This is a genomic window from Janthinobacterium lividum, assembly GCF_034424625.1.
GTDB classification, from domain to species: domain Bacteria; phylum Pseudomonadota; class Gammaproteobacteria; order Burkholderiales; family Burkholderiaceae_D; genus Janthinobacterium; species Janthinobacterium lividum.
Genome location: NZ_CP139976.1, coordinates 5,286,629 through 5,310,366 on the forward strand (window position 1 = coordinate 5,286,629; position 23,738 = coordinate 5,310,366).

Consider the following 23,738-nt stretch of genomic DNA (forward strand, 5'->3'; position numbering starts at 1 on the left):
CCAGCCATCCGCCCGCCATGCACGAGAACGCCAATCAAGCTCCCGCCCCCGTCAGCCTGCGCAGCGCCTTCCGCTACTGGCTCAAGCTCGGTTGCGTCAGTTTTGGCGGCCCGGCCGGGCAAATCGCCATGATGCATGCGGAGCTGGTGGAAAAGCGACGCTGGATTTCCGAGCAGCGCTTCCTGCACGCCCTCAACTACTGCATGCTGCTGCCGGGGCCGGAAGCGACCCAGCTGGCCATCTACATCGGCTGGCTGATGCACCGCACGCGCGGCGCCCTGGTGGCGGGCCTGCTGTTTTTGCTGCCCTCGCTGCTGGTGCTGATCGTGCTGTCCTGGCTCTACATGGCGTATGGCCATGTGGGCGCCATTGCCGGCGTCCTGTACGGCATCAAGCCGGCCGTCGTCGCCATCGTGCTGGCGGCCGCCTGGCGTCTGGGCCGGCGCACCTTGCGCAGCCCCGGCCTGATCGCCATCGCGGCGGGCGCATTTGTCGCCATCGCCGCGCTACAGCTGCCATTTCCGCTGATCGTGCTCGCCGCCGCCCTGCTGGGCATGGCGGGCGGCCGCTGGCTGCCGGGCCACTTTCATCTGGGCGGCACGCAACATGTCGGCGCAGCCCGCTACGGCGCAGCCCTGATCGATGACGACACGCCCACGCCGGAGCACGCGCGCTTCAGCTGGCCGCGCCTGCTTGGCACGGCCGCCGTGGGCCTGGCCCTGGCCTTCCTCGCCTGGCTGGGCCTGGCGCTGGCGGGCGGCGCGGACCAGCCGCTGGCGCAGATGGGCGTGTTTTTCAGCAAGGCGGCCCTGCTCACGTTTGGCGGCGCGTATGCCGTGCTGCCCTACCTGGTGCAGGGCACCGCCGAGCACTACCACTGGATCACCAGCGCGCAAATGATGGATGGCCTGGCGCTGGGCGAAACGACGCCCGGCCCCCTGATCATGATCGTCGCCTTCATCGGTTTTGTCGGCGGCTGGAGCCATGCCGTGACAGGGGAGCAGCTGTGGCTGGCGGGCGTGTGCGGCGCGCTCGTCGCCAGCTGGTTCACCTTCCTGCCCTCGTTCATCTTCATCCTGGCCGGCGCGCCGCTGGTGGAAGCGTCGCGCGGCAATTTGCGCCTGAGCGCGCCCCTGACGGCCATCTCGGCAGCCGTGGTGGGCGTCATCGCCAGCCTGGCGCTGTTCTTTGGCCGCCATGTCTTCTGGCAAGAAAACCCGCTGCCGCACTGGGACTGGCTGGCGATGTTCATCGCGCTGGCGGCCGGCGTGGCGCTGATCAGGTTTCAAGTGGGCACCATCAAATTGCTGCTCGCCTGTGCCATCTTCGGCCTCGTGCTATCGTATCTGCCTTGAACGACTCAACGTAAGTGGTATCACCTTTCATGGCTGACAAGATTATCTACCTCGCCGAAGCCCGCAACGGGGCACCGGCGATCCCTGCGCAGCTGGAAAGCCCCAGCGGCAATGTGGCCGACAGCCTGGGCCGGCCCTTGCACGACTTGCGCATCTCGATTACCGACCGCTGCAATTTCCGTTGCGTGTACTGCATGCCGAAGGACGTGTTCGACAAGAACCACGTGTATCTGCCGCACACGGATTTGCTGTCGTTCGAGGAAATCACGCGCATCGCGCGCCTGTTCGTCGCGCACGGGGTGGAAAAGATCCGCCTGACGGGCGGCGAACCGCTGCTGCGCAAGAATATCGAAAAGCTCATCGCCATGCTGGCCGAACTGCGCACGCCGTCGGGCCAGCCGCTGGACCTGACCTTGACAACCAACGGCTCATTACTGGCAAGAAAGGCGCAGGCGCTCAAGGATGCGGGCCTGAACCGGGTCACCGTGTCGCTCGATTCGCTCGACGACGCCACCTTCAAGCGCATGAACGATGTGGACTTTGCCGTGGCCGACGTGCTGCACGGCATCGATGCGGCGCACCAGGCAGGACTCGGCCCCATCAAGATCAACATGGTCGTCAAGGCCGGCATGAACGAGCAGGAAATCGTGCCCATGGCGCGCCACTTCAAGGGCACGCCGTACATCCTGCGCTTCATCGAATACATGGACGTGGGCGCCTCGAACGGCTGGAACCTGCAAGAAGTCATCCCTTCCTCAGAAGTCGTGCGCCGTATCGGCGCGCAGATGCCCTTGCTGCCCATCAACCCGAACTACACGGGCGAAACGGCGGCGCGCTGGCGCTATGCGGATGGCAGCGGCGAAATCGGCCTCATTTCCAGCGTCACGCAAGCGTTCTGCGCCGACTGCAGCCGCGCCCGCCTCTCGACCGAAGGCAAGCTGTACACGTGCCTGTTCGCCAGCAGCGGCCACGACTTGCGCAGCCTGCTGCGCGGCGGCCACAGCGATGCGGAAATTTCCTCGGCCGTGGCGCAGCTGTGGCGTGGCCGCGGCGACCGCTATTCGCAATTGCGCACCAGCCAGACGGATTTGACGGGCGGCGCACTTGAGCACGGTAAAAAGAAAGTGGAAATGTCGTACATCGGCGGCTGAATCGGGAGCGGCGCACGCCTGCCGCTGCTACCATGGCGTATGCATCCACATTTTCGCCTCTCATGATCAATCAACACGACATTACCGGCCTGATCCTGGCCGGCGGCCTCGGCACGCGCATGGGCCAGCGCGACAAGGGCATGCTGCCCCTGCATGGCCAGCCCCTGGTCCGCCACGTGCTTCAGCGCCTGGCGCCGCAAGTGGGCCAGCTGGCCATCAGTGTCCATGCGGATGCCGGAGATTATGCGCGCTTCGGCCTGCCCGTGTGGCCCGATGCGCTGCCCGGCCAGCTCGGTCCGCTGGCAGGCTTGCACAGCGGCATGCAGCATGCCACCGCCCCCTATCTGCTCACCGTGCCGTGCGACTCGCCATTGCTGCCGCACGACCTGGCAGCGCGCCTGGCCGCCGGCCTGGCCGAGCACAATGCGGACCTGGCCATCGCCGTCACCGAGGACATCGATCCCGCGACGGGCCAGACGGTGCGCCGTCCGCACCCCGTCTTCTGTCTCGTCAAGACTTCCGCCCTGTCCCAGCTCGATGCGTATCTGCGCGGCGGAGAGCGCCGCATGCGCACCTGGCATGGCCCCTTGAAACTGGCCGAGGTGCTCTTCGAGAACAATAGCGCGTTCGGCAACATCAATACCCCGGACGAGCTGGCGGCCCTGCAGGCGCAGGGCCTGTCCGTGCCGATGGCGCAAGCCATCCTGGCCGACACCGTCGCGCCTGTCGCCGAGATCGAGGAACTGCCGCTGCCGCAAGCGTTCGAGCGCATCCTGGCGGCCGACATCATCTCGCCCATCAGCGTGCCCGCTCACGACAATTCCGCCATGGATGGCTACGCCCTGCACGGCGCCGACCTCGGTGGCGACACTGCTGTCACCCTGGCCGTGGTCGACACCATCCTGGCCGGGCGTCCAGGCACGGTCAACATTGGACGCGGCCAATGCGCGCGCATCATGACGGGCGCCGTCATGCCGGACGGCTGCGACAGCGTGGTGCCGCAGGAACTGGTGCAGCACGCCAGCGCACAGCACATCACCGTGGCGCCGGACTGCATCCGCCCCGGCGACAACCGCCGCTTCAAGGGCGAAGACCTGATGCAGGGCCAGCCTGCCCTGCTGCAGGGCAAACGCCTGGGTCCTGCGGAACTGGGGCTACTGGCTTCGCTGGGCATCGCCACGGTGCCCGTGCGCCGGCGCCTGCGCGTGGCCTTCTTTTCCACCGGCGACGAATTGCGCTCGATCGGCGAGCCGCTCGACGCGGGCTGCATCTACGACAGCAACCGCTACACCCTGCTGGGCATGCTGACCCGCCTCGGCTGCGAAGTGCTCGACATGGGTATCGTCAAGGACAATCCGCAAGCGCTGGAAGCGGCCCTGCGCGGCGCCTGCGCCTCGGCCGACGTCATCATCACGTCGGGCGGCGTGTCCAGCGGCGCGGCCGATTTTACGCGCGACATCCTCGCGCGCCTCGGTGAAGTGGCCTTCTGGCAAATCAACATGCGCCCGGGCCGCCCCATGGCCTTCGGGCGGATTGCCAGCGAAGGCGAATCGGCACTACTGCTGGGCCTGCCCGGCAACCCCGTGGCCGTAATGGCGGCGTTTTATTTCCTCGCCCGCCCGACCCTGCTGCGCCTGATGGGCGCCGCTGCGGACACGGCCAGCCTGCCGCTGCTGCAGGTGGCGGCGCAAGCGCCCATCCGCAAGAAGCGGGGCCGCACGGAATACCAGCGCGGCATCGTCGAACGGGGCGCGGACGGGCGCCAGCACGTGCGCGTGACGGGAGCGCAAGGCTCCGGCATCCTGCGCTCGATGACGCAAGCCAATTGCATGATCGTGCTGCACGAAGCGCAAGGCCACGTGGCGGCCGGCGACCTGGTCGATATCGTGCTGTTCCATGGATTGACCTGATGTACTACCACCGACCAGGCTGACGCGCTGGCCGGGCCGCATTCCACGCTGCGTCACCTGCGTTTCGCCCTCCTCTTCATAACGGCCCGCCCTGCGCGGGCCGTTCGCATTTCCCCTTCGCAATCAATTTATCCTGCACGGCAACTGTTCGGCTATCAAGATAAAAATATTAATCATTTCCACAACGAATAAATCAATAAAGACAACACTAATTGTAATAATTTTATTTATTAGTTGATATTGAAGTTTCTTTGGTGATAACATTCAAACTTGTATAAAATTCAATTTTGATATTGTTTTCATGAGGAAACTAACAATGAGACACAGCTCATGGATCGCGGGAGCCAGCATGCTGGGCGTGGCATGCCTGCTTGCTACCTTGTCCCTGGCGCCCTTGACCGCCAGCGCGAAAGGCATCGCGCGCGCCGGTGTGCTGGATAACTGTAACTGGAACCGTCCAGGCGTCGACCCGTTCATGGGTGACGTGGTGGCGGCGGTAGACCGCTATACGGATATCGCGCCGCCAGTGCGCGAACAATTGAAGGAGCGCATGCGCGCGCGCCAGTATGATGAGATCGTGGTGATCAGCCGCGACGCCATCCGCGGCAAGGGCAACTACAACACGCGCATCAGCGACATGCATTTCGGCCCTGGCCGCGTTTGCCGCAATGTCACACGTGCAGGCTGGAGCGAACAGATGCAGGAACGGGGACTCGTGTATTGCGTACAGGGCCAGTGCATCCTCGTGCCGACGATTTGCCGTAACGTCAGCCGTATCACGCAGGCACCCGCGTCGGCGCCGCCGGCGGCAGGCGCCGCGCCCGGCGGTGCAGCGCCTGTTGCGGCCGCCCCCGCCGCCCCGGAAGCGGCAGGCGTGCCACTGATCGACAATCCCGACGCCTTGCGCGGCGGTTCTTTCACGGGCGGCGCCATGCCGCCCGAGGTGGCCAGCATTCCATTACTGCCTTTCAACAATTATGTGCGCACCGTCGGCGGCATCACGCCGCCGGCCGGCATGGGCGGCGGCGGTGGTGGCGGCGGTCTGCCGCCGGACCAGGGCAGCAGCATCATCGTGCCGCCCACCGTGATCATCCCCACCTTTCCGCCCACGGTGCCGACGGTCTTGCCGGCCGTGCCCGAACCGCAAACCTGGGCCATGCTGCTGGCGGGACTGGCGCTGGTCGGTTACAGCGCGCTGCGCCGCCGCACTGTGCGGGCGGCCTGAGGCGGCGCGCTACTCGCCGTCGACGGCGTCCGCCTTACCCAGCAGCAAGGCGGCCGCCTCGCCCGGCAAGGCTTCCACGGATTTCAATTTGCGCGCCATCTGCCGGCTGCGCACTTCCGCGCTTTCGATATTCTTCGCCGCCTTTTCCAGGGTCAGCCGGGTTTGCGACAGCACGTCGCCGAACTTGCCGAACTCCGTCTTCACGGCGCCCAGCACTTGCCACACTTCCGACGAGCGCTTTTCCAGCGCCAGGGTGCGGAAACCCATTTGCAGGCTGTTGAGCAAGGCCGTCAACGTGGACGGTCCGGCGATGCTGACCCGGTGCACGCGCTGCAATTCGTCGGCCAGGCCCGGGCGGCGCAACACTTCCGCATACAAGCCTTCCGTGGGCAGGAACAGGATGGCAAAGTCGGTGGTGTGCGGCGGCGCCAGGTATTTCTCCGCGATGGTTTTCGCTTCGCCGCGCACGGCCCGTTCCAGCTCGCGTCCGGCCAGGGCCACGCCGTCGGCATCGGCCCGCTCGGCCGCCTCGACCAGGCGCTCGTACTGTTCCTTGGGAAACTTCGCATCGATCGGCATCCACACGGGAGGGCCGCCATCGGAGAGGCCCGGCAATTTCAAGGCGAATTCCACGCGCGCGCCGCTGCCGGCCACGGTTTCCACGTTCTTCGCATACTGGTCGACAGTGAGTACCTGCTCCAGCAGCATTTCCAGCTGCACTTCGCCCCAGGTGCCACGCGTCTTCACATTGGTGAGTACCCGCTTCAAATCGCCCACGCCCAGCGCCAGCTGCTGCATCTCGCCGAGACCCTGGTGGACTTTTTCCAGCCGCTCCGACACTTGCTGGAACGACGCACTGAGGCGCGTTTCCAGGGTGGCGTGCAGTTTCTCGTCGACCGTCTTGCGCATCTCTTCCAGGCGTGCGCCATTGTCGGCCTGCAAATCGCGGATCTTGTTCTCGAGCGTGGCGCGCACTTCCAGCATGCGCTGCGCATTCGATTCCGTCAGTTGGGCCAGGGTTTGATTGGTACTCTCGGCAAAGCGCGCCAGGCTTTGCGCCTGCTCTTCGCGCCCGACTTTCCCCTGCGCCTGCATCTGCGTGCGCAGGCTGTCGAGCTGTTGCAAGGTCGCCGCCTGGAATTGCGCCAGGCCGGTGGCCAGGTCCTGGCGCGTCGCTTGCGCCGATGCCTGCAGTTGCAGCCGCACTTCGCGCTCGACCCGGTCGATGCGCTCCAGGCTTTGCTGCTGGTGCTGTTGCACCAGGGCCAGGGTGGTGGCACCATCGCCGGCCGCGCCACGCGGGCGCAGCAAGATCAATAGCAACAGGACGATGGCGACGATGGCGGCGCCCAGCAGGCTGTAAAACTCGATTGGGCTCATGGGTGTCAGTCAGGCTTGTTGCGCATCCAGTCGGCCGTCTGATAGAACGATTCCATCAGGCGTACGCGCAAGGATTCTTCGATGCCCGTGTCTTCCATGGCCCAGGCCATGGCGCGCAGCCACTGGTCGCGCTCGCTGGTGCCGATGGCGTAGGGCAAGTGACGGGCGCGCAGGCGCGGGTGGCCGAATTTCTCGATATACAAATCCGGTCCGCCCATCCAGCCCGTGAGGAAGAAATACAGCTTGTCGCGCGAGCCGTCCGTCGATGGCGGATGCATGACGCGGATGCCGGCGAACTCGGCTTCGAGCTCCATCAAGTCATAAAAACGGTCGACCATTTCGCGCAGCACGGGGGCGCCGCCGATGGTCTCGTACAGGGTGGGGGCAGTGGTATCAGTCATGGCCGCCATGATAGCGCAAGCGCTGGCGCCTCATGCGGCGGCAGCTGTCGCTGCCACAATAAAAAGCAATATACTTGACTACTCAAGCTTATATCAACTACTATGCAATCTTTAAACACGGGAAGATACAGCATGTCGACCACCGCAGAATCCCACTTGATGCGCAATACCAACTTCCGCTGGCTGCTGGGCGGCGGCCTCGTGTCCATGCTGGGCGACCAGTTCAGCATGCTGGCCCTGCCGTGGCTGGTGCTGAGCCTGACGGGCGATAGCCTCAGCCTGGGCATCGCCGTGGCCCTGATGGGCGCGCCCCGCGCCGTGCTCATCTTGTTGGGTGGCACGGTCGCCGACCGGCATTCGCCCCGGCGCGTACTGCTGGCAAGCAAACTGGCCAATGCCGCCATCCTGCTGGCGCTGGCCGGGCTGCTGCTGCTGGACCAGGCCAGCCTGGCGCTGGCGTATGCGGCCGCGCTGGCGCTGGGCATCGCTTCCGCCTTCGGCATTCCCGCCGGCACGGCCATCCTGCCGCAAGCCGTGCCGTCGCAGTCACTGCAAGCGGCCAACAGCCTGCAGATGGGTGCGCGCCAGTTGTCCTTGCTGGCCGGCCCCCTGCTGGCGGCGCTCGTGCTCGGCACCCACGATGGCGCCCGGCACACCGGCATGGCGGCGCTGGCCGCCGCCTTTGCCATCGATGCGCTGACGTTCCTGTTCTCGGCCTGGACCTTGCGGCAAGTCAGCCTGCGGCCACTGGCCGTGGCGGCGGCGCAGGGCATGTGGCGCGACATGGTGGCGGGCCTGGCCATGGTGTGGCGCGACATTCCCTTGCGCAGCTGCTATGTGTACTGGGCGGTGGTGGCCTTCTTCGTCATGGGGCCGCTGCAAGTGGCCTTGCCCGTGCTGGCCAGCGAGCGTCTGCACGGCGCCGCGGCGCTGGGTGTGCTGATGGGCACGCACGGTGCGGGCACCCTGGCCGGCATGCTGGCGTCCAGCCTGGGAGGCGCCTGGCTGCGCCGCCGCTTCGGCGCCACCCTGCTGCTGGTCGATGCGGTCGTGGGCCTGCTGCTGATGGCGCTGGGGCAAATCGGCACGGTCTGGCAGGGCGCGGCCTTGCTGGCCGTCACGGGAATGCTGGGCGGCTATGTGCAGGTAGCCATCTTTACGTGGATACAGCGGCGCGTGGCGCCCGCCATGCTGGGCCGGGCAATGGCACTGTTCATGGGCATCTTCCTGGGACTGGCGCCCCTGTCGGCGGCGGCCACGGGCGCGTTGCTGCGCCACCTGAGCGTGGGCGAGCTGTTCTGCGCTGGCGGCGCCCTGCTGCTGGCCGCCGCCGTGGCCGCCATCCTGTGGACGGACATCCCCCGCATCGGGACCGGCGATTACGCAGTCCAACCTTGAGGCAGTCACAGCATGGATAAAACACGACAAGCGGCCCTGAAAGCGGCCTACCGGCAACAAGCGCCCGCGCTGGGCATCATCGCGCTGCGCCACTTGCCCAGCGGACGCACCCTGCTCGAACGCAGCCGCAATGCCCCTGGCGCGCTGAACCGCCATCGCTTCGAACTGAACCTGGGCAAGCACCGCAATGCGCTACTGCAGGCGGACTGGCAACGCGACGGCGCGGCGGCCTTCCGTTTCGAGCTGCTCGATGCCGTCAAGGTGCCCGACGATCCCGCCTTCGATGCGGATGCCGAACTGGACGCCCTGCTGGCGCTGTACCAGGCACAGCTGCTGGAGCAGGGACAGGCACGCTATTGAGCGGCCATGCTTTACACTTGCGCACTCAAGCACTTCGCAGCGAATTGAAAGGACGTCATGATCGATCACACTCCCCCGCCGCCGGACGGTGCCAGCGCGCTGGACTTCTGCCTGCGCCTGGCGCGCGCCCAGGCCGTGCTGGTGCGCCGCTTCGACAGCATCCTGGGCAATCTGCATGGCCTGAGCTTCAGCGATTATCAATTGCTGTACCACTTGCAGCGCGCGCCTGGCGGCCGCCTGCGCCGCATCGACCTGGCCGAACGCCTGGCGCTGACGGCGTCCGGCATCACGCGCTCCTTGATGCCGCTGGAAAAAATCGGCCTGGTGGCGCGCCAGGCCGATGCGCGCGATGCCCGCGTCGGCTATGCCGTCATCACGGAAGCGGGACAAGCCCTGCTGCTCCACGCCGATGCGACAGCGCAGGCACTGGGCCAGGAATTGCTGGGCAGCGCCAGCGCGGAACAGCTGACACCGCTGTCCATGCTGCTGGCCGGCATCGCCGGCAGCCAGCCAGCGAACGGCTGACGCATCGCCCTTACACGAGCGCCAGCTTGCGCAGGCGCCGTGTCGACTGCCAGTGCTCCACGCCCGTTTCGTCGCGAATGGCGGCGCAGGCGGCCAGCACTCTTGCGCACTCATCCTCGCGCAAGCCCGCATTCAGGGTCAGGCGCACGATGGCGCGGTTCTTCGCCGTAGCCGGGGCACAAAACATGGCGCCGTAAATGCCGTGCCGTTCCAGCGCCTGGCGCAGGGCCAGGGTGGCCGGTTCGCCGCCAGCCTCCAGCGCCACGATCTGCTCCGTGCCATCGCTGACGTTGTAGCCCAGCTCGCGCAAGCCGTCACGCACCTGCAGCGTGTGGCGCCGCAAGGTGGCGCGGCGCTCGTCGGCGGCCATGATGAAATCGAGCGCCGCGCCCAGCCACGCCAGCTCATGCGCCAGCAGGCAGGAACTGAAGATGGCGGGGCGTGATTCGGACAAGAAATACCCCTTGAAGCGGCTGGAACAGCTGATGAAACCGGCCCGGCCCGCGAAGGCCTTGGCCAGCGATGCCGTGCGGAAATGCACGCGGTGGCCCAGTCCCCAGGCTTCCACCAGGCCCGCGCCCTGCGGGCCGTGCGTGCCCAGCGAATGCGACTCGTCGACCACCACCACGCAGTCGCTGCGCTCGGCGATATCGAGCAGCTCCAGCAGCGGCGCCAGGCTGCCGTTGGTGCTGTACAGGGCATCGACGACAATCACCCCGCGGCCATGCTTTGCCACCTGCCGCCGCAGGTGCGTCATGTCGTTGTGCAGGAAGGGCACGGCCTGGGCCTGGGCCGACAGCACGCCTTCCCACAGCGACGCGTGAGCCTGCATGTCCAGGTAGACGGGAATGCCGGGGCCGGCGATACACTGCAGCAAGCCGATGTTGGCCGCCATGCCAGACTGCGCCAGGATGCCATCCTCGCAGCCCATGAAGCGGGCCAGCCGGCTTTCCAGCCGGTGCTGTTCGCTGCCTTCCTGCAAGTACACGGCCGACATCAGCATGCCGCCCGCATGCGCCTGCAGGGATGCCACCTGCGCCGCCACCAGCGTCGGCTCGGCGGCGATGGACAGGTAGTCATTGCCGGCCAGGAAAATAGCATGGGCGGGGGTCGGTTGCCATGCATGGGGATGCTGGCCGCCCAGCAGTTTTTCGATGCGCGTGATGTGATGCGCATCCATGCGCCGCACGATGTAGTCGGGCAGGCAGTGTTCGGCACGGGCGAAAGATGGGGTATGCACGCTGGTAGCGATGGTCATGGTTTTTCTCCTAGGGAAAGGTTTGCTGCAAATTAAAGCCTTGACCGTGTTGCAAACCCATCCATTGACGTATATCAATGTCCGACGAGATAACCGTTCAACCAGGAAAATTTACGCGATGATAATGTTCTAAAGAGAATCTAGGCAGAGTCATGACGCAGCAATTGCAAGGACGATGGACACACTGGCGCAGGCGCCTGCTCCATTCGCTGCTGCATGAGCGCGTGCCGCATGAGGACCTGGCCGGCCGGGTCGCCATGCTGGCCGCCGTGGGCACGGTGGCGATGCCGCTGTACTACCTGCTGTGGCATTACTTTTTTCCGCAAGCCTATGAAAACCTGACCCTGCGCCTGACGGGCGTGGGCATTTGCATGGCTGGCCTGTTTGCCCGCCGCTTCTCGGTCCGCTGGCTGTCGCGTTACCTGCTGTTCGCGCTCAGCTACATCCTGCCCTTCTTCTTTACTTTCATGTTTTTGATGAACCATGCGTCGTCCATCTGGAGCGAATCGCTGCTGATCGGCCTGGTCGTGCTGTTTCATTTCGAAACGAAACTGGCGTGCTGCGCCTACCTGATCGGCACCAGCGCCGCCTGCCTCGCCGTCATTCTGCAAGGGGAAGGCGGCTTCCTGCTGCAACGTGAAGTGCTGCAGCAACTGCCCGTGCACTGGTTCACCATTGCCGCGCTGTCCGTGGTGAAAGTGGGCAGCAAGGTGCTGGAACTGGAACGGCTGGCAGGCCTGGCGGCCGGGCTCGGTTCCGTGGCGCACGAGCTGCGCACGCCGCTGACCAGCGTGGAAGCCAATGTGCGGGGCATGCGCCGGCTGCTGCCGCAGCTGGCCGACCAGGCGGACGACATGCCCCCGTTGCAGGAAGCCCTGTCGCGCATCCAGTTCGAAGTGCGCCACATGCATCACATGATCGATCTGTTCCTGATGAGCGCCAGTGCCGTGAACCGCAACCTCCAGCCTAGCCAGGCGCTATCGATGCTGGAGATGGTGAACTCCGTGCTCAAGCGCTACCCATTTACCAGCAACAGCCAGCGCAGCAGCGTCAAGGTGGACGTGCGTGCCGACTTCCAGTTCGCCGGCCAGGACGAACTGTGCGTGGTGATCCTGCTGAATCTGCTGAGAAACGCGCTGAAAGCCATCCAGCGGGCAGGCAAGGGACGCGTGCGCATCATCATCGACGGCGCCCGCCCCGTGCCCAGGCTGCTGTTCATCGATACGGGCTGCGGCATCGCGAAGAACCGCCTGCCACTGATCTTCGAGCGTTTTTACTCCTATCCCGTACATAACGGCAGCGGCATCGGCCTGGCCCTGTGCCGGCAGATCGTCACCGCCTGGCAGGCGCGCATCCGCTGCGTGTCGCGCGAGCATGCCTATGCGATTTTCATCCTGGAATTCCCCCAGCCCGTGCCTGCCCGCTTCCAACCCTCTTCCCCCGCAAGGTGACGCATGCAACTGCCCGTCTACACCCATCCGACCCTGACCGTATTGATCGACGACAGCGATTCCTTCCTGAAAAGCCTGGCGTTCCAGCTCGATCCCGGCTTGGCGCGCAAGACCTTCCACGACACCAGCAGCGCCCTGCACTGGTTGCGCCAGAGCGCGCAGCCGGGCGAAACGCCGCTGCACGTCAACTTCGACACGCAAAACCTGCCGCCCGACCAGTGCAACGTGGCGCTCGACATCGAACGCATCTGGCGCATCAGCGGCCAGGCGCAGCGCTTTGCCGTGCCCTCCGTGCTGGTGGTCGATTATTCGATGCCGCAGATGAATGGTCTGGAATTTTGCCAGGCCGTGCGCGACTTGCCGTGCAAGAAGATTCTATTTACGGGCGCGGCCGATGAAAAAGTGGCCGTGACGGCCTTCAACCGGGGCTTGATCGACCGCTACATCAAGAAGAGCGACGACGATGCGCTCGACATCCTGGAACAGGAAATCGTTGCCCTGCAGCGCGAATTCTTCCTGCAGCAATCGGAAACCGTGCGCGACTTGCTGATGCTGCACGACTACAGTTTCCTGCAAGACGAAGCGCTGGCCGCCGTCGTGCACGAGCTGTGCCAGCGCCATGGCTTTGTCGAATACTATATTTTCCCCAATCCCAGCGGCATCCTGTTCTTCACGCGCGAAGGCCACGCCAAGCTGATGATCATCGAGACGGAACGCAGCCTGCATACGCAGTACGAAATGGCGCGCGACAGCGACGCGCCCGAGTCACTGCTGCTGGCCCTGCTGGAAATGCGCGTGATTCCCTACTTCTCCGACGCCGACAGCGACGGCATGTACGCGGCGCAGATCGGCGAAAACTGGTTCCGCTACTGCGCCGCGCCCACCATCTGCCTGGGCCGCATGACGTATTTCTGGGCCCTGTTCGACGTGCCGGCGCACCAGTTGGGGCAGCCGGTGATGTCCTACGCGCAATTTCTGCGGGCGGGCGCAGGCGATAGCGTCAGCGCTTAAGACTAGCCTTCCCGCAAGGTCTGCAGGGGAGGATGTTTCAGCACGTTACGCAAGCCCAGCCAGCCGCCGGCAATCGCGCACAGGGCACCGGCCAGCAAACCAAAGGCCCACACGCCGGGCGCGAAGCTCCAGGCGAACTTGAACTGGTACGTGGCCAGCGCCCAGCCCATGGCGGCCGCGCCCGATGCCGCCAGCAAGCCGGCCAGGGCGCCGACGAGCGAAAACTCGATCAACTGGGCCTGCGCCAGCTGGCGCCGCGTGGCGCCCAGCGCGCGCAGCAGTCCCGCTTCGCGCGTGCGCTCGTCCTGCGAGCCCATCAGGGCCGCATACAGCACCAGCAAGCCCGATGCCAGCGTGAAGGCAAACAGGAATTCCACGGCCGTGACCACCTGGTCCAGCACGCCCTGGATTTGCTTGAGCACGCCGCCCACGTCGACCACCGTCAGGTTCGGATAATCGCGCAGCAAGGCATTGCCCAGGTCCGCCTGCGCGGGCGGCAGGTGAAAGGCCGTGATCCACGTCTGCGGCGTGTCCGCCATCGCGGCCGGATTGATGATGACAAAGAAATTGACGCGCATCGAGCCCCATTCCAGCTTGCGCAAGCTGGTAATGGCCGCTTCCACGGGCTGGCCGGCGATGTCGAAGCGCAGCTTGTCGCCCAGTTTCAGTTTCAATGTCTTGGCGATGCCCTCCTCCACCGATGCCTCGGCCGGCGCACCGGGCCCATTGCCGAACCACTTGCCGGCGACCAGCTTGTTTTCTTCCTGCATCGTGGCCATCGTCGACAGGTTGAATTCGCGGTCGGCCAGGCCCTTGGCCCGGTCATCCTCGTAGGTGGTTTCCGTGATGGCGTTGCCATTCACGGCCACCAAACGCCCGCGTATCATCGGATACAAGGGCGCGTTGGCCACGCCGGCCTGGGCCAGGCGCGCGGCGATCGGCTCTTTCTGTTCCGGCAGGATATTGATCATGAAGCGGTTCGGCGCGTCCGGCGGCGTGGCATTGCGCCAGGCCACCATCAGGTCGCCGCGCACCACCGTCAGCAGCAGCAAGGCCATCAGGCCCAGCGCCAGCGACACCACCTGGATGACGGTGGCGCCCGGGCGGCGCTGCAGGGAAGTGACGGCAAAACGCCAGCCCTGGTGATTGAAGGCGCCGCGCAGGGTTTTCAGCGAGCGGATGCCCAGCCAGCCGGCTAGGCCGAACAGGGCGAAACCGCCGAGGAAGCCGGCCGCCGTCAGCAGCGCCAGTTTCACGTCGCCCGCCTGCCACAACAGCAGCACGACGAAGGCGGCGATGCCCAGGCCGTACGTGGCCACGGCCAGCGCCTGCGGCGGCTCCTGTTCGCGGCGGATCACGCGGTTATGGGGAACATTGCGCAACTGCAAAATCGGCGGCAGGGCAAAGCCCAGCAGCAACAGCATGCCGGTGGCCACGCCCTGCAGCGCGGGCAGCATGGAGACGGACGGCAAGTCGCTCTGCACCAGCTTGCCCAACAGCTCCAGCAATACCAGGTGGCCGCCGAAGCCCACCATCACGCCGACCACGCTGCCGGCCAGGCCAACGAGCAGGAATTCGATCACGTACATGGCCGTGACCTGGTTTTGCGTCAAGCCCAGGCAGCGCAGCATGGCGCAGGCGTCCAGGTGGCGCAGCATGAAGCGGCGCGCCGCCATGGCCACGGCGACGGCCGCCAGCATGGCCGACAGCAAGCCGACGAGCGACAGGAAACGGTCGGCGCGGTCCAGGGTCGACTGCATCTGCGGACTGCCCGATTCCAGCGACTCGATGCGCACGCCCTTGATGGCCTGCGTCTTGATCTGGCTTTCCAGCCAGGTTTGATATTGCGCAAGCTCGGCCGCCTTAGCGGGTGGAGCCGACAGCAGCAGCCGGTATGACACGCGCGAACCGTTCTGCACCAGCGCCGTGGCGGCAAGATCACTGAGGGGCAGCATCACGCGCGGCGCGAAATTGAGGAAGGAGGCGCCGCGGTCCGGCTCGCTGGCGATCAGTTGCGTGACCGTAAATGCCTTGTCGCCCAGGGTCAGGGTGTCGCCCAGCCTGGCGTTCAGGCTGGACAGGATGGCCGCATCGACCCACAGGGTGCCGGGCGCCGGCACCTGGTCGGTTGGCCGTCCCACGGCATCCTGCGCCTCGCTCGGTTTGGTCGTGATTTTCAGCTTGCCCCGCTGCGGGTAGCCGGGCGAGACGGCCTTGATGGACGCCAGCTGCGACAGCGACTGTTCGCCCTCGCCCGCCTGCGCCATGCTGGGAAACGTCACCGTGTCGGCCAGGAGGAAGCCGCGCTTCTGCGCTTCCGCGCGCCATGCGGCATTGACGGGCTGGTCGGCGCTGATGACCAGGTCGGCCCCCAGCAACTGGTGCGCGTCGCGGTTCAGGCCCGCGCGCAGGCGGTCGACGAAGAAACCCACGGCCGACAGGGCCGCCACGGCGACGATCAGCGCGACGAGCAGGAAACGCAGTTGCCCGGCGCGCCAGTCGCGGCCGGTCATTTTCAGGGAGAGGCGGAACATGGGCGGCGGGTCTTTATGAAGATGTTATTGCGCGATGCCGTGGGCGGCCGCGTGCTGGGCGAAATACGCATCGACGGTAGCGAGGAAGGCGTCTTTCTGCGCTTGCGGCAGGAAGGCGGCGATGAAACCGTTGCGCGCCAGGCGTTGCGCGTGGGACAGGCCCAGCGGCAAGGCGTCGAAGATGGCGTCGAAATTGTCGTTCATGTAGCCGCCGAAATACGCGGGATCGTCCGAGTTCACCGTCACCAGCAGGCCCGCGTCGAGCAGTTGCACCAGGTTGTGGTCATGCATCTGGTCGAACACGCGCAGCTTGGTGTTCGACAGCGGGCAGACCGTCAAGGCGACCTGTTCGCGCGCCAGGCGGGCCGTCAGTTCCGCGTCTTCCAGGCAGCGCACGCCATGGTCGATGCGTTCGACCTGCAAGTCGTCGAGCGCCGTGCGGATGTAGGCGGGCGGACCTTCCTCGCCCGCGTGGGCCACCAGGTGCAGGCCCAGCTCGCGGCAACGGGCAAACACGCGCGAGAATTTCTCGGGCGGGTTGCCCACTTCCGACGAGTCGAGACCGATGCCGATGAATTTGTCGCGGTGCGGCAGCGCGTCTTCCAGGGTCTCGAACGCTTCTTCCTCGCTCAGGTGGCGCAGGAAGCACAGGATCAGGGCCGCGCTGACGGGACTGTCCTGGCAGGCGCGGTGGATGCCGTTGATCACGTCAGCCATGGCCACGCCGCGCGCCGTGTGGGTTTGCGGGTCGAAGAAGATTTCCGTGTGCAGCACGTTATCGGCTTCGGCGCGGCGCAGGTAGGCTTGCGTCATGTCATAGAAATCCTGCTCTTTCAAGAGCACGCTTGCGCCAGCGTAATAAATGTCGAGAAAAGACTGCAAATCCGTAAAAGCATAGGCGCTGCGCAAGTGTTCCACCGATTCATAGCCCAGCGGCACGCCATTGCGCTCGGCCAGTGCGAAAATCAGTTCTGGCTCCAGCGAGCCTTCGATATGGATATGCAGTTCGGCCTTCGGCATGCCGCGGACGATCGCGCGCAATTGGGGGTTCATCATGGGTGTTCCTTATAGGGTGACGATAAAAATGCTGGCTCGCACGCGCCGGGCGCGGCGCGGAAGACGCACGCGCGGCGCGCAGGGCCATCAGACATGCAGGCATCTTAGCGCAAGATGGCCAGCCTCACCGGCGCCCGGCCGCCATGGCGCAGGCCGCGGCAGCGCCATGGCCGGCTCCGGCACGCGCTGGCGAATTGTCGTATGATGATTTAAAAGGTACAAAAAGGTTCATCGAAATTGATGGAAAATCTGATGATTTATCCAATTAAATCAACAATTTACAAACAAGTATTAAGGATATGCTGACATATCTTTTGACTTCCTGATCCTTTAGAGCAATAATAAATTTCATGGGGTAAAGGTAGGTGCAACAAGCGCTATCAACAGTGAAAAAAAAGCCGGCTGGCTACGTCAGCACACGGCATCAAGCGCCAGTTTTTTGGTCCGGGCAATCCGGACTCGCAAAGACAGCCGGGCTTGAAACAACAATAAAAATCGATACGGGGTACAGGAAAAGTTCAGACGGCAAGCCCAGGCGAGTGCCAGGCGGGCGGCCATGGTGACTGGCAGTACAGGTTTACATTAAAGGACATTGACATGACCATTTTTGATAACTATGCAGCACGCTACGAGCGCACCCGCGAAGAGGAAATGTCGCTCACCGAATACCTGGCCCTGTGCAAGAAGGACAAGCTGACCTATGCCAGCGCGCCCGAACGCATGCTGGCCGCCATCGGCGAGCCGCAACTGGTCGACACGCGCAACGACACGCGCTTGTCGCGCATCTTCGCCAACAAGATCATCAAGATCTATCCCGCCTTCCGCGAGTTCTACGGCACCGAGGAAGTCATCGAGCAAGTCGTCTCGTATTTCCGCCACGCGGCGCAAGGCCTGGAAGAACGCAAGCAGATCCTGTATCTGCTGGGGCCTGTCGGCGGCGGCAAATCGTCGATCGCGGAAAAGCTCAAGTCGCTGATGGAGCATGTGCCCTTCTATTGCCTGAAAGGCTCGCCCGTCAACGAATCGCCGCTGGGCCTGTTCAACGAGGAAGAGGACGGCACCATCCTGGAAGAGGATTACGGCATCCCGCGCCGCTACCTGCGCAACATCCCCAGCCCGTGGGCCGTGAAGCGCCTGCATGAATACAATGGCGATATCAACCAGTTCCGCGTCGTCAAGCGCTACCCGTCCGTGCTGAAACAGATCGCCATCTCGAAAACGGAGCCGGGCGACGAAAACAACCAGGATATTTCTTCGCTGGTGGGCAAGGTCGACATCCGCAAGCTGGAAGACTATGCGCAGGACGACCCGGACGCCTACAGCTATTCGGGCGGCCTGTGCCTGGCCAACCAGGGCTTGATGGAATTCGTGGAAATGTTCAAGGCGCCGATCAAGGTCTTGCATCCGCTGCTGACGGCCACGCAGGAAGGCAACTACAAGGGCACGGAAGGCTTCGGCGCGATTCCGTTCGACGGCATCATCCTGGCCCACTCGAACGAGTCGGAATGGAAGACCTTCAAGAACAACCGCAACAACGAGGCGTTTCTTGACCGTATCTATATAGTCAAGGTGCCGTATTGCCTGCGCGTCTCCGATGAAATCAAGATCTACGACAAGCTGGTGGCCAATTCCTCGCTGGTCAAGGCCCCATGCGCGCCCGGCACCCTGCGCATGATGGCGCAGTTCGCCATCCTGTCGCGCCTGAAAGACCCGGAAAACTCCAGCATCTTTTCGAAGATGCTCGTCTACGATGGCGAGAACCTCAAGGATACGGACCCGAAAGCCAAGTCCATGCACGAATACGTCGATTACGCGGGCGTGGACGAAGGCATGAACGGCTTGTCGACGCGCTTTGCCTTCAAGATCCTGTCAAAAGTGTTCAACTTTGACAATTCCGAAGTGGCCGCCAATCCCGTGCATCTATTATATGTACTGGAACAGCAGGTCGAGCGCGAGCAATTCGCGCCGGAACTCGAGCAGCGCTACTTCTCCTATATCAAGGAGCACCTGGCGCAGCGCTATGTGGAATTCATCGGCAAGGAGATCCAGACGGCTTACCTGGAAAGCTATTCGGAATACGGACAGAACATCTTCGACCGCTATGTGACGTTTGCCGATTTCTGGATACAGGACCAGGAATACCGCGATCCGGACACGGGCGAAAGTTTCGACCGCGAATCGCTGAACAATGAACTGGAAAAGATCGAGAAGCCGGCGGGCATTTCCAATCCGAAGGATTTCCGCAATGAAATCGTGAACTTCGGCTTGCGCGCGCGGGCCTCGAACGGCGGCAAGAATCCCGCCTGGACCAGTTATGAAAAGTTCCGCACCGTGATTGAAAAGAAAATGTTTTCGAATACGGAGGAATTGCTGCCCGTGATTTCCTTCAATGCCAAGGCCAGCGCCGACGATGCCAACAAGCACGCCGACTTCGTGGCCCGCATGGTGGAAAAAGGCTATACGGCCAAGCAGGTACGCCTGTTATGCGAATGGTACTTGCGCGTACGCAAGTCGTCATAGCGCGGACAGCGAAGGCGCGCTCCCGCCCGATGGATGGCGGGGCGCGCGAGACGAGAGGCAAGGAGGCACCCTTTGACATATCTCATCGACAGGCGCTTGCAAAGCAAGAATAAATCCGCCGTCAACCGCGAGCGTTTCCTGCGGCGTTACAAGGGCCAGATCAAGGATGCCGTGGGGCGTGCCATCAAGGGGCGCTCGATCACGGACGTCGAGAATGGCGAGAAGGTCAGCATCCCCGTCAAGGACGTGGGCGAACCATCGTTCGGCCACGCGCATGGCGGCGTATGGGAAGTGGTCAATCCCGGCAACAAGGAATACCTGAAAGGCGACCAGATCGCCCGGCCGAAAGGCGGCGGTGGCGGCGGGCGGGGCAAGGCGGGCAATAGCGACGAGACGACGGAAGACGATTTCATCTTTGAATTGTCGCGCGAAGAATTCATGAATTATTTCTTCGAGGACCTGGAATTGCCGCATATGGTGAAAACCCAGCTGACGGCCACCACGGAATTCAAGAACCAGCGCGCCGGCTACAATATGTCGGGCACGCCATCGAACATCCATGTGCTGCGTTCCTTGCGCGGCGCGCTGGGACGGCGCATCGCCGTCGGCGGCGGCGCCCGCAAGCAACTGGCGCAGGCCGAGGAAGACCTGGCCGAACTGCTGCACGAAGGCGCGCCCGACAGCGACCCGCTGGTGACGGAACTGCGCCGCCTGATCCACCACCTGCACACGCGCCTGCTGGCCATTCCCTTCATCGACCCGTTCGACTTGCGCTACAGCAACCGCGTCAAGGTACCCAAGCCGATGACGCAAGCCGTCATGTTCTGCATCATGGACGTGTCCGGCTCCATGGACGAGTCGCGCAAGGACACGGCCAAGCGCTTCTTCATCCTGTTATATCTGTTCCTCAAGCGCGTCTACGACAAGATCGAAGTCGTCTTCATCCGTCACCATACGGCGGCGGCCGAAGTGGACGAGCATGAATTCTTCAATTCGCGCGAGTCGGGCGGCACCGTCGTATCCTCCGCCCTGCACTTGCTCAACACCATCATCGACGAGCGCTATGGCGCCGGGCAATGGAACAGCTATGTGGCGCAGGCGTCCGACGGCGACAACTGGGACAACGATTCCGTGCTGTGCCGCCAGTTGCTGATCAACACCATCATGCCCAAGGTGCAGTACTACACCTATGTCGAGATCACGGATGGCCCGCAGCAAAACCTGTGGGAGCAATACGCGGGCGTGCTCGACCATCACGCCCATTTCGCCATGCAAAAGATCGTCACGCCGGCCGATATCTACCCGGTCTTCCGCGAACTGTTCAAGAAACAGGTGAAATGATGAGTGCAGCCTTTGACCGCGCCAGCAACACCCCGGGCGAACCGTTCGTGCGCCTGCGCCACCCGAACGCCCTGCCCGAGCAGTCGGAATGGACGTTCGAGCTGATCGAGCAAATCCACGAGGAAATCCGCCGCGTAGCGAAACAGTTTGGCCTCGATACCTATCCGAACCAGCTGGAAATCATCACGGCCGAACAGATGATGGATGCCTATACCTCGGTGGGCATGCCCGTCTCCTACAACCACTGGTCTTTCGGCAAGCACTTTCTGTCTACCGAGAAAAGCTACAAGCGCGGCCAGATGGGCCTCGCCTACGAGATCGTCATCAACTCCAACCCCTGCATCGCCTATCTCATGGAGGAAAACAGCCTGACCATGCAGTCGCTGGTGATCGCGCATGCGGCCTACGGCCACAATTCCTTCTTCAAGGGCAATTACCTGTTCCGCGCCTGGACGGATGCGGACGCCATCATCGACTATATGGTGTTTGCCAAGAATTACATCGCCGAATGCGAACAGCGCCATGGCGTCGATGCCGTGGAATTGCTGCTCGACTCGTGCCACGCGATCCAGAACTATGGCGTGGACCGCTACAAGCGCCCGGCGAAACTGTCGATGGCGAAGGAATATGCGCGCCAGAAAGAGCGCGAAGCCTATGTGCAGTCGCAAATCAACCAGCTGTGGCGTACCCTGCCCCGGCGCGAGGATGACGAGGACGAGGAAGACCAGCGCAAGGCCGCGCCCCGCTTTCCGCCCGAACCCGAGGAAAACCTGCTGTACTTTATAGAGAAGTACGCGCCGCTGCTGGAACCATGGCAGCGCGAGATGGTGCGCATCGTGCGCAAGATTTCCCAGTACTTCTACCCGCAACGGCAAACCCAGGTCATGAACGAGGGCTGGGCCACCTTCTGGCATTACACGATATTGAACCAGCTGTATGACGAAGGCGTGGTCGGTGACGGCTTCATGATGGAATTCCTGAAAAGCCATACCAATGTGGTCTACCAGCCGCCCATCGACAGCCCGTATTACAGCGGCATCAACCCGTATGCGCTGGGATTTGCCATGATGAGCGACATCCGCCGCATCTGCGAGCACCCGACGGACGAAGACCGCGCCTGGTTTCCCGACATGGCCGGCAGCGACTGGCGCAAGAGCCTGGACTTTGCCATGCGCAATTTCAAGGATGAAAGCTTCATTGCCCAGTATTTGTCGCCGCGGCTGATCCGCGAATTCCACTTCTTTGCCGTGCTTGACGACGACAAGAATGAAAAACTGGCCATTTCCGCCATCCATGACGATGCCGGCTACCGCTACGTGCGCCAGCAGCTGGCCGAGCAGTACAACCTGGGCAACCGCGAGCCGAACATCCAGGTGTGGTCCGTGAATACGCGCGACGACCGCGCCTTGACCCTGCGCCACACGCAATTCCAGCGCCGCCCGCTGAACCAGCAGGCAGCCGAGGTGCTCAAGCATGTGGCGCGGCTGTGGGGCTTCGATGTGCACCTCGATACGGTCGATCCCCAGGGCGTGGTCCTGGGCACCCTGAATTGCCGGCGCGAGAAGCGCAACCGGCGCGATGACCCGGTTGTCCGGCCATGAAATGTTTTGTTGATAATAATCAATAGCAAGAATATAAGCGCTTCCTATGCCCGTATAGGAATTCAGTATGGCCTGACGGCCTCAAATAGGCCTCCAGGAGCGCCTTTTTTGACCTGGGTGAAGTGCGTTCCGCACCCGTTTGGTGCGCAGCTAAGGCTAAGTGGTCTGGTTCAGAGCCAAAACATTTCCATAAAGAAAGATTTTTCTCCAAATTTAGCAGTTTCCATATTGGATATCACGAAATATAATTCCGCCATATAGGCACATCGGAGAACTTAGCAGCGGTCGTCCAAAACGGCTGTAAAAAACCGATAAGACCGCCTTTTTTTCTGTCCGAAAGCGTGCAAAGATGACATAAGCAAGTACGTTTTCAGGGCGCAAAAGCGCCAAAAATTTAACCGGTTTTAGGCGTTAAAAATCTGTGTAAAATAAAGAATTCGTATGTATAATTCGGCGACGTCCCGGATACGGCTGGAGCTTTGTGTCGTCATTTTGGGGTTCAGTTGCAAGACAAGAGATGGTATTTGGAGAAAGCAGGCATGAATTTTTCGAACGAGAAAAGTCCCAAGAACTACACAGGCATAACTGTCGTTGTCCTGCTGCACGTTCTCGCGGCTTACGGGATCGCGACGGGCTTGGGCAAGCGGTTAGTTACCAAAATGATGGAACCGGTTGAAACCAAGATTATCGAGGAAGTCAAACCGCCTCCACCGAAGGATCTTCCACCGCCACCACCGCCGCCAGAAATGAAGGCGCCACCGCCGCCATTCATTCCGCCAGTCGAGGTGAACGTGCAGCAGCCGCCGCCACAACAGAACGTGATTGCAAATACGACTGCTGTGAAGCCAGCCACGAATGTATTGGCACCGCCAGCACCGCCTGCACAGCCTGCGCCAACTCCTGGACCAGCCAAATCGGTGCGTACACCGGCCGTGGTTGACTTCAGTGTCTGCGAAAAACCGGCTTATCCAAAGTCGTCGCAGCGCAATGAGGAAACCGGTGTGGTGACACTGTCGTTCCTGATCGGTGTAGACGGCAAGGTCGCTGATTCGAAGATCGTGAAGTCCAGCGGCTTCAGAGACCTGGACAAAGCCGCGGTGCAAGGTATTAGCCGCTGTACATTTAAGCCGGCAACAGTTGACGGCAAGCCGGAACAAGGCTGGCAGCAAATGCAATACGTTTGGTCGCTGGATTAAAACCCGAGACAGTTATCCCCTGTCTCACACTATGATTTCGTTGTCATTACGTTCAGCGATCTGTT

Annotated in this window: 18 protein-coding genes; 13 read left to right on the forward strand and 5 right to left on the reverse strand. The window is 63.0% G+C overall.

The annotated features are described in order from the left end of the window. Window positions 1–17: 17 nt before the first annotated feature. From chrA to U0004_RS23880, 4 genes are all read left to right on the forward strand, one after another. Window positions 18–1,355 (forward strand): chromate efflux transporter, encoded by a 1,338-nt coding sequence (chrA, locus tag U0004_RS23865; RefSeq protein ID WP_070253711.1) that lies wholly within the window; start codon window positions 18–20, stop codon window positions 1,353–1,355. 29 nt (window positions 1,356–1,384) lie between these two features. After that, window positions 1,385–2,506 (forward strand): GTP 3',8-cyclase MoaA, encoded by a 1,122-nt coding sequence (moaA, locus tag U0004_RS23870; protein WP_070253710.1) that lies wholly within the window; start codon window positions 1,385–1,387, stop codon window positions 2,504–2,506. Window positions 2,507–2,568: 62 nt separating this feature from the next. Continuing rightward, window positions 2,569–4,416: a molybdopterin molybdotransferase MoeA gene (moeA, locus tag U0004_RS23875; protein ID WP_070253709.1), complete on the forward strand. Its 1,848-nt coding sequence runs from the start codon at window positions 2,569–2,571 to the stop codon at window positions 4,414–4,416. Between the two features lie 316 nt (window positions 4,417–4,732). Next, the gene (locus tag U0004_RS23880) at window positions 4,733–5,641 is read left to right on the forward strand and encodes an MHFG family PEP-CTERM protein (RefSeq protein WP_139144046.1); all 909 of its coding nucleotides are present in this window, start codon (window positions 4,733–4,735) and stop codon (window positions 5,639–5,641) included. A 9-nt stretch (window positions 5,642–5,650) separates the two neighbouring features. Here U0004_RS23880 and U0004_RS23885 read toward each other — a convergent pair whose 3' ends face one another. Together U0004_RS23885 and U0004_RS23890 are read right to left on the reverse strand one after the other, a co-directional pair. After that, window positions 5,651–7,021 carry a DNA recombination protein RmuC gene (locus U0004_RS23885; protein ID WP_070253708.1) on the reverse strand — a complete coding sequence of 457 codons (1,371 nt, stop codon included), beginning with the start codon at window positions 7,019–7,021 and terminating at the stop codon, window positions 5,651–5,653. 5 nt (window positions 7,022–7,026) lie between these two features. Next, window positions 7,027–7,422, reverse strand: a complete 396-nt coding sequence (locus U0004_RS23890; RefSeq protein ID WP_034785429.1) for a group II truncated hemoglobin — start codon at window positions 7,420–7,422, stop codon at window positions 7,027–7,029. Between the two features lie 132 nt (window positions 7,423–7,554). Between U0004_RS23890 and U0004_RS23895 the strand changes: the two genes are divergently transcribed. From U0004_RS23895 to U0004_RS23905, 3 genes are read left to right on the forward strand one after another with little or no spacing between them, the layout of a single operon-like run. Continuing rightward, window positions 7,555–8,820, forward strand: a complete 1,266-nt coding sequence (locus tag U0004_RS23895) for an MFS transporter (protein WP_070253707.1) — start codon at window positions 7,555–7,557, stop codon at window positions 8,818–8,820. 12 nt (window positions 8,821–8,832) lie between these two features. Further along, window positions 8,833–9,180, forward strand: coding sequence for a GIY-YIG nuclease family protein (locus U0004_RS23900; protein ID WP_070253706.1), 348 nt, complete (start codon window positions 8,833–8,835; stop codon window positions 9,178–9,180). A gap of 57 nt (window positions 9,181–9,237) precedes the next feature. Further along, window positions 9,238–9,705 (forward strand): MarR family winged helix-turn-helix transcriptional regulator, encoded by a 468-nt coding sequence (locus tag U0004_RS23905; protein ID WP_070253705.1) that lies wholly within the window; start codon window positions 9,238–9,240, stop codon window positions 9,703–9,705. A gap of 10 nt (window positions 9,706–9,715) precedes the next feature. On the opposite strand, the gene cqsA is transcribed toward U0004_RS23905, so the two are convergent. Then, window positions 9,716–10,963, reverse strand: a complete 1,248-nt coding sequence (cqsA, locus tag U0004_RS23910; protein WP_070253704.1) for an alpha-hydroxyketone-type quorum-sensing autoinducer synthase — start codon at window positions 10,961–10,963, stop codon at window positions 9,716–9,718. 152 nt (window positions 10,964–11,115) lie between these two features. On the opposite strand from cqsA, the gene U0004_RS23915 reads away from it, so the two are divergent. Next, window positions 11,116–12,414, forward strand: a complete 1,299-nt coding sequence (locus U0004_RS23915; RefSeq protein ID WP_070253703.1) for a sensor histidine kinase — start codon at window positions 11,116–11,118, stop codon at window positions 12,412–12,414. Between the two features lie 3 nt (window positions 12,415–12,417). Next, window positions 12,418–13,425, forward strand: coding sequence for a response regulator (locus U0004_RS23920; RefSeq protein WP_070253702.1), 1,008 nt, complete (start codon window positions 12,418–12,420; stop codon window positions 13,423–13,425). 2 nt (window positions 13,426–13,427) lie between these two features. On the opposite strand, the gene U0004_RS23925 is transcribed toward U0004_RS23920, so the two are convergent. Continuing rightward, window positions 13,428–15,959, reverse strand: a complete 2,532-nt coding sequence (locus tag U0004_RS23925) for an ABC transporter permease (protein WP_070253701.1) — start codon at window positions 15,957–15,959, stop codon at window positions 13,428–13,430. Window positions 15,960–15,983: 24 nt separating this feature from the next. Continuing rightward, entirely contained in the window at window positions 15,984–17,015 is a 1,032-nt protein-coding gene (locus U0004_RS23930) for an adenosine deaminase (RefSeq protein ID WP_070253700.1), read from the reverse strand. Window positions 17,016–17,612: 597 nt separating this feature from the next. Between U0004_RS23930 and U0004_RS23935 the strand changes: the two genes are divergently transcribed. The 4 genes from U0004_RS23935 to U0004_RS23950 all read left to right on the forward strand — a co-directional run bounded on the left by U0004_RS23935 (window position 17,613) and on the right by U0004_RS23950 (window position 23,673). Beyond that, the gene (locus tag U0004_RS23935) at window positions 17,613–19,535 is read left to right on the forward strand and encodes a PrkA family serine protein kinase (RefSeq protein WP_034785249.1); all 1,923 of its coding nucleotides are present in this window, start codon (window positions 17,613–17,615) and stop codon (window positions 19,533–19,535) included. A 72-nt stretch (window positions 19,536–19,607) separates the two neighbouring features. Continuing rightward, window positions 19,608–20,876 (forward strand): YeaH/YhbH family protein, encoded by a 1,269-nt coding sequence (locus tag U0004_RS23940; protein ID WP_034785247.1) that lies wholly within the window; start codon window positions 19,608–19,610, stop codon window positions 20,874–20,876. After that, window positions 20,876–22,477 carry a SpoVR family protein gene (locus U0004_RS23945; RefSeq protein ID WP_052140385.1) on the forward strand — a complete coding sequence of 534 codons (1,602 nt, stop codon included), beginning with the start codon at window positions 20,876–20,878 and terminating at the stop codon, window positions 22,475–22,477. The genes U0004_RS23940 and U0004_RS23945 overlap by 1 nt, the downstream gene beginning before the upstream one ends. Before the next feature lie 539 nt (window positions 22,478–23,016). After that, complete coding sequence (locus U0004_RS23950; protein WP_034785244.1) at window positions 23,017–23,673, forward strand: energy transducer TonB; 657 nt, start codon at window positions 23,017–23,019, stop codon at window positions 23,671–23,673. Window positions 23,674–23,738 lie beyond the last annotated feature (65 nt).

Excerpts from the sequence above, each read along its gene's own strand:
- U0004_RS23935 (WP_034785249.1), top strand. The coding sequence starts at position 17,613 with ATGACCATTTTTGATAACTATGCAGCACGCTACGAGCGCACCCGCGAA.
- U0004_RS23890 (WP_034785429.1), bottom strand. The coding sequence starts at position 7,422 with ATGACTGATACCACTGCCCCCACCCTGTACGAGACCATCGGCGGCGCC.
- U0004_RS23930 (WP_070253700.1), bottom strand. The coding sequence starts at position 17,015 with ATGATGAACCCCCAATTGCGCGCGATCGTCCGCGGCATGCCGAAGGCC.
- moeA (WP_070253709.1), top strand. The coding sequence starts at position 2,569 with ATGATCAATCAACACGACATTACCGGCCTGATCCTGGCCGGCGGCCTC.
- U0004_RS23895 (WP_070253707.1), top strand. The coding sequence starts at position 7,555 with ATGTCGACCACCGCAGAATCCCACTTGATGCGCAATACCAACTTCCGC.
- U0004_RS23950 (WP_034785244.1), top strand. The coding sequence starts at position 23,017 with ATGAATTTTTCGAACGAGAAAAGTCCCAAGAACTACACAGGCATAACT.
- U0004_RS23900 (WP_070253706.1), top strand. The coding sequence starts at position 8,833 with ATGGATAAAACACGACAAGCGGCCCTGAAAGCGGCCTACCGGCAACAA.
- chrA (WP_070253711.1), top strand. The coding sequence starts at position 18 with ATGCACGAGAACGCCAATCAAGCTCCCGCCCCCGTCAGCCTGCGCAGC.
- U0004_RS23920 (WP_070253702.1), top strand. The coding sequence starts at position 12,418 with ATGCAACTGCCCGTCTACACCCATCCGACCCTGACCGTATTGATCGAC.
- cqsA (WP_070253704.1), bottom strand. The coding sequence starts at position 10,963 with ATGACCATCGCTACCAGCGTGCATACCCCATCTTTCGCCCGTGCCGAA.
- moaA (WP_070253710.1), top strand. The coding sequence starts at position 1,385 with ATGGCTGACAAGATTATCTACCTCGCCGAAGCCCGCAACGGGGCACCG.
- U0004_RS23905 (WP_070253705.1), top strand. The coding sequence starts at position 9,238 with ATGATCGATCACACTCCCCCGCCGCCGGACGGTGCCAGCGCGCTGGAC.
- U0004_RS23880 (WP_139144046.1), top strand. The coding sequence starts at position 4,733 with ATGAGACACAGCTCATGGATCGCGGGAGCCAGCATGCTGGGCGTGGCA.
- U0004_RS23945 (WP_052140385.1), top strand. The coding sequence starts at position 20,876 with ATGAGTGCAGCCTTTGACCGCGCCAGCAACACCCCGGGCGAACCGTTC.
- U0004_RS23915 (WP_070253703.1), top strand. The coding sequence starts at position 11,116 with ATGACGCAGCAATTGCAAGGACGATGGACACACTGGCGCAGGCGCCTG.
- U0004_RS23925 (WP_070253701.1), bottom strand. The coding sequence starts at position 15,959 with ATGTTCCGCCTCTCCCTGAAAATGACCGGCCGCGACTGGCGCGCCGGG.
- U0004_RS23885 (WP_070253708.1), bottom strand. The coding sequence starts at position 7,021 with ATGAGCCCAATCGAGTTTTACAGCCTGCTGGGCGCCGCCATCGTCGCC.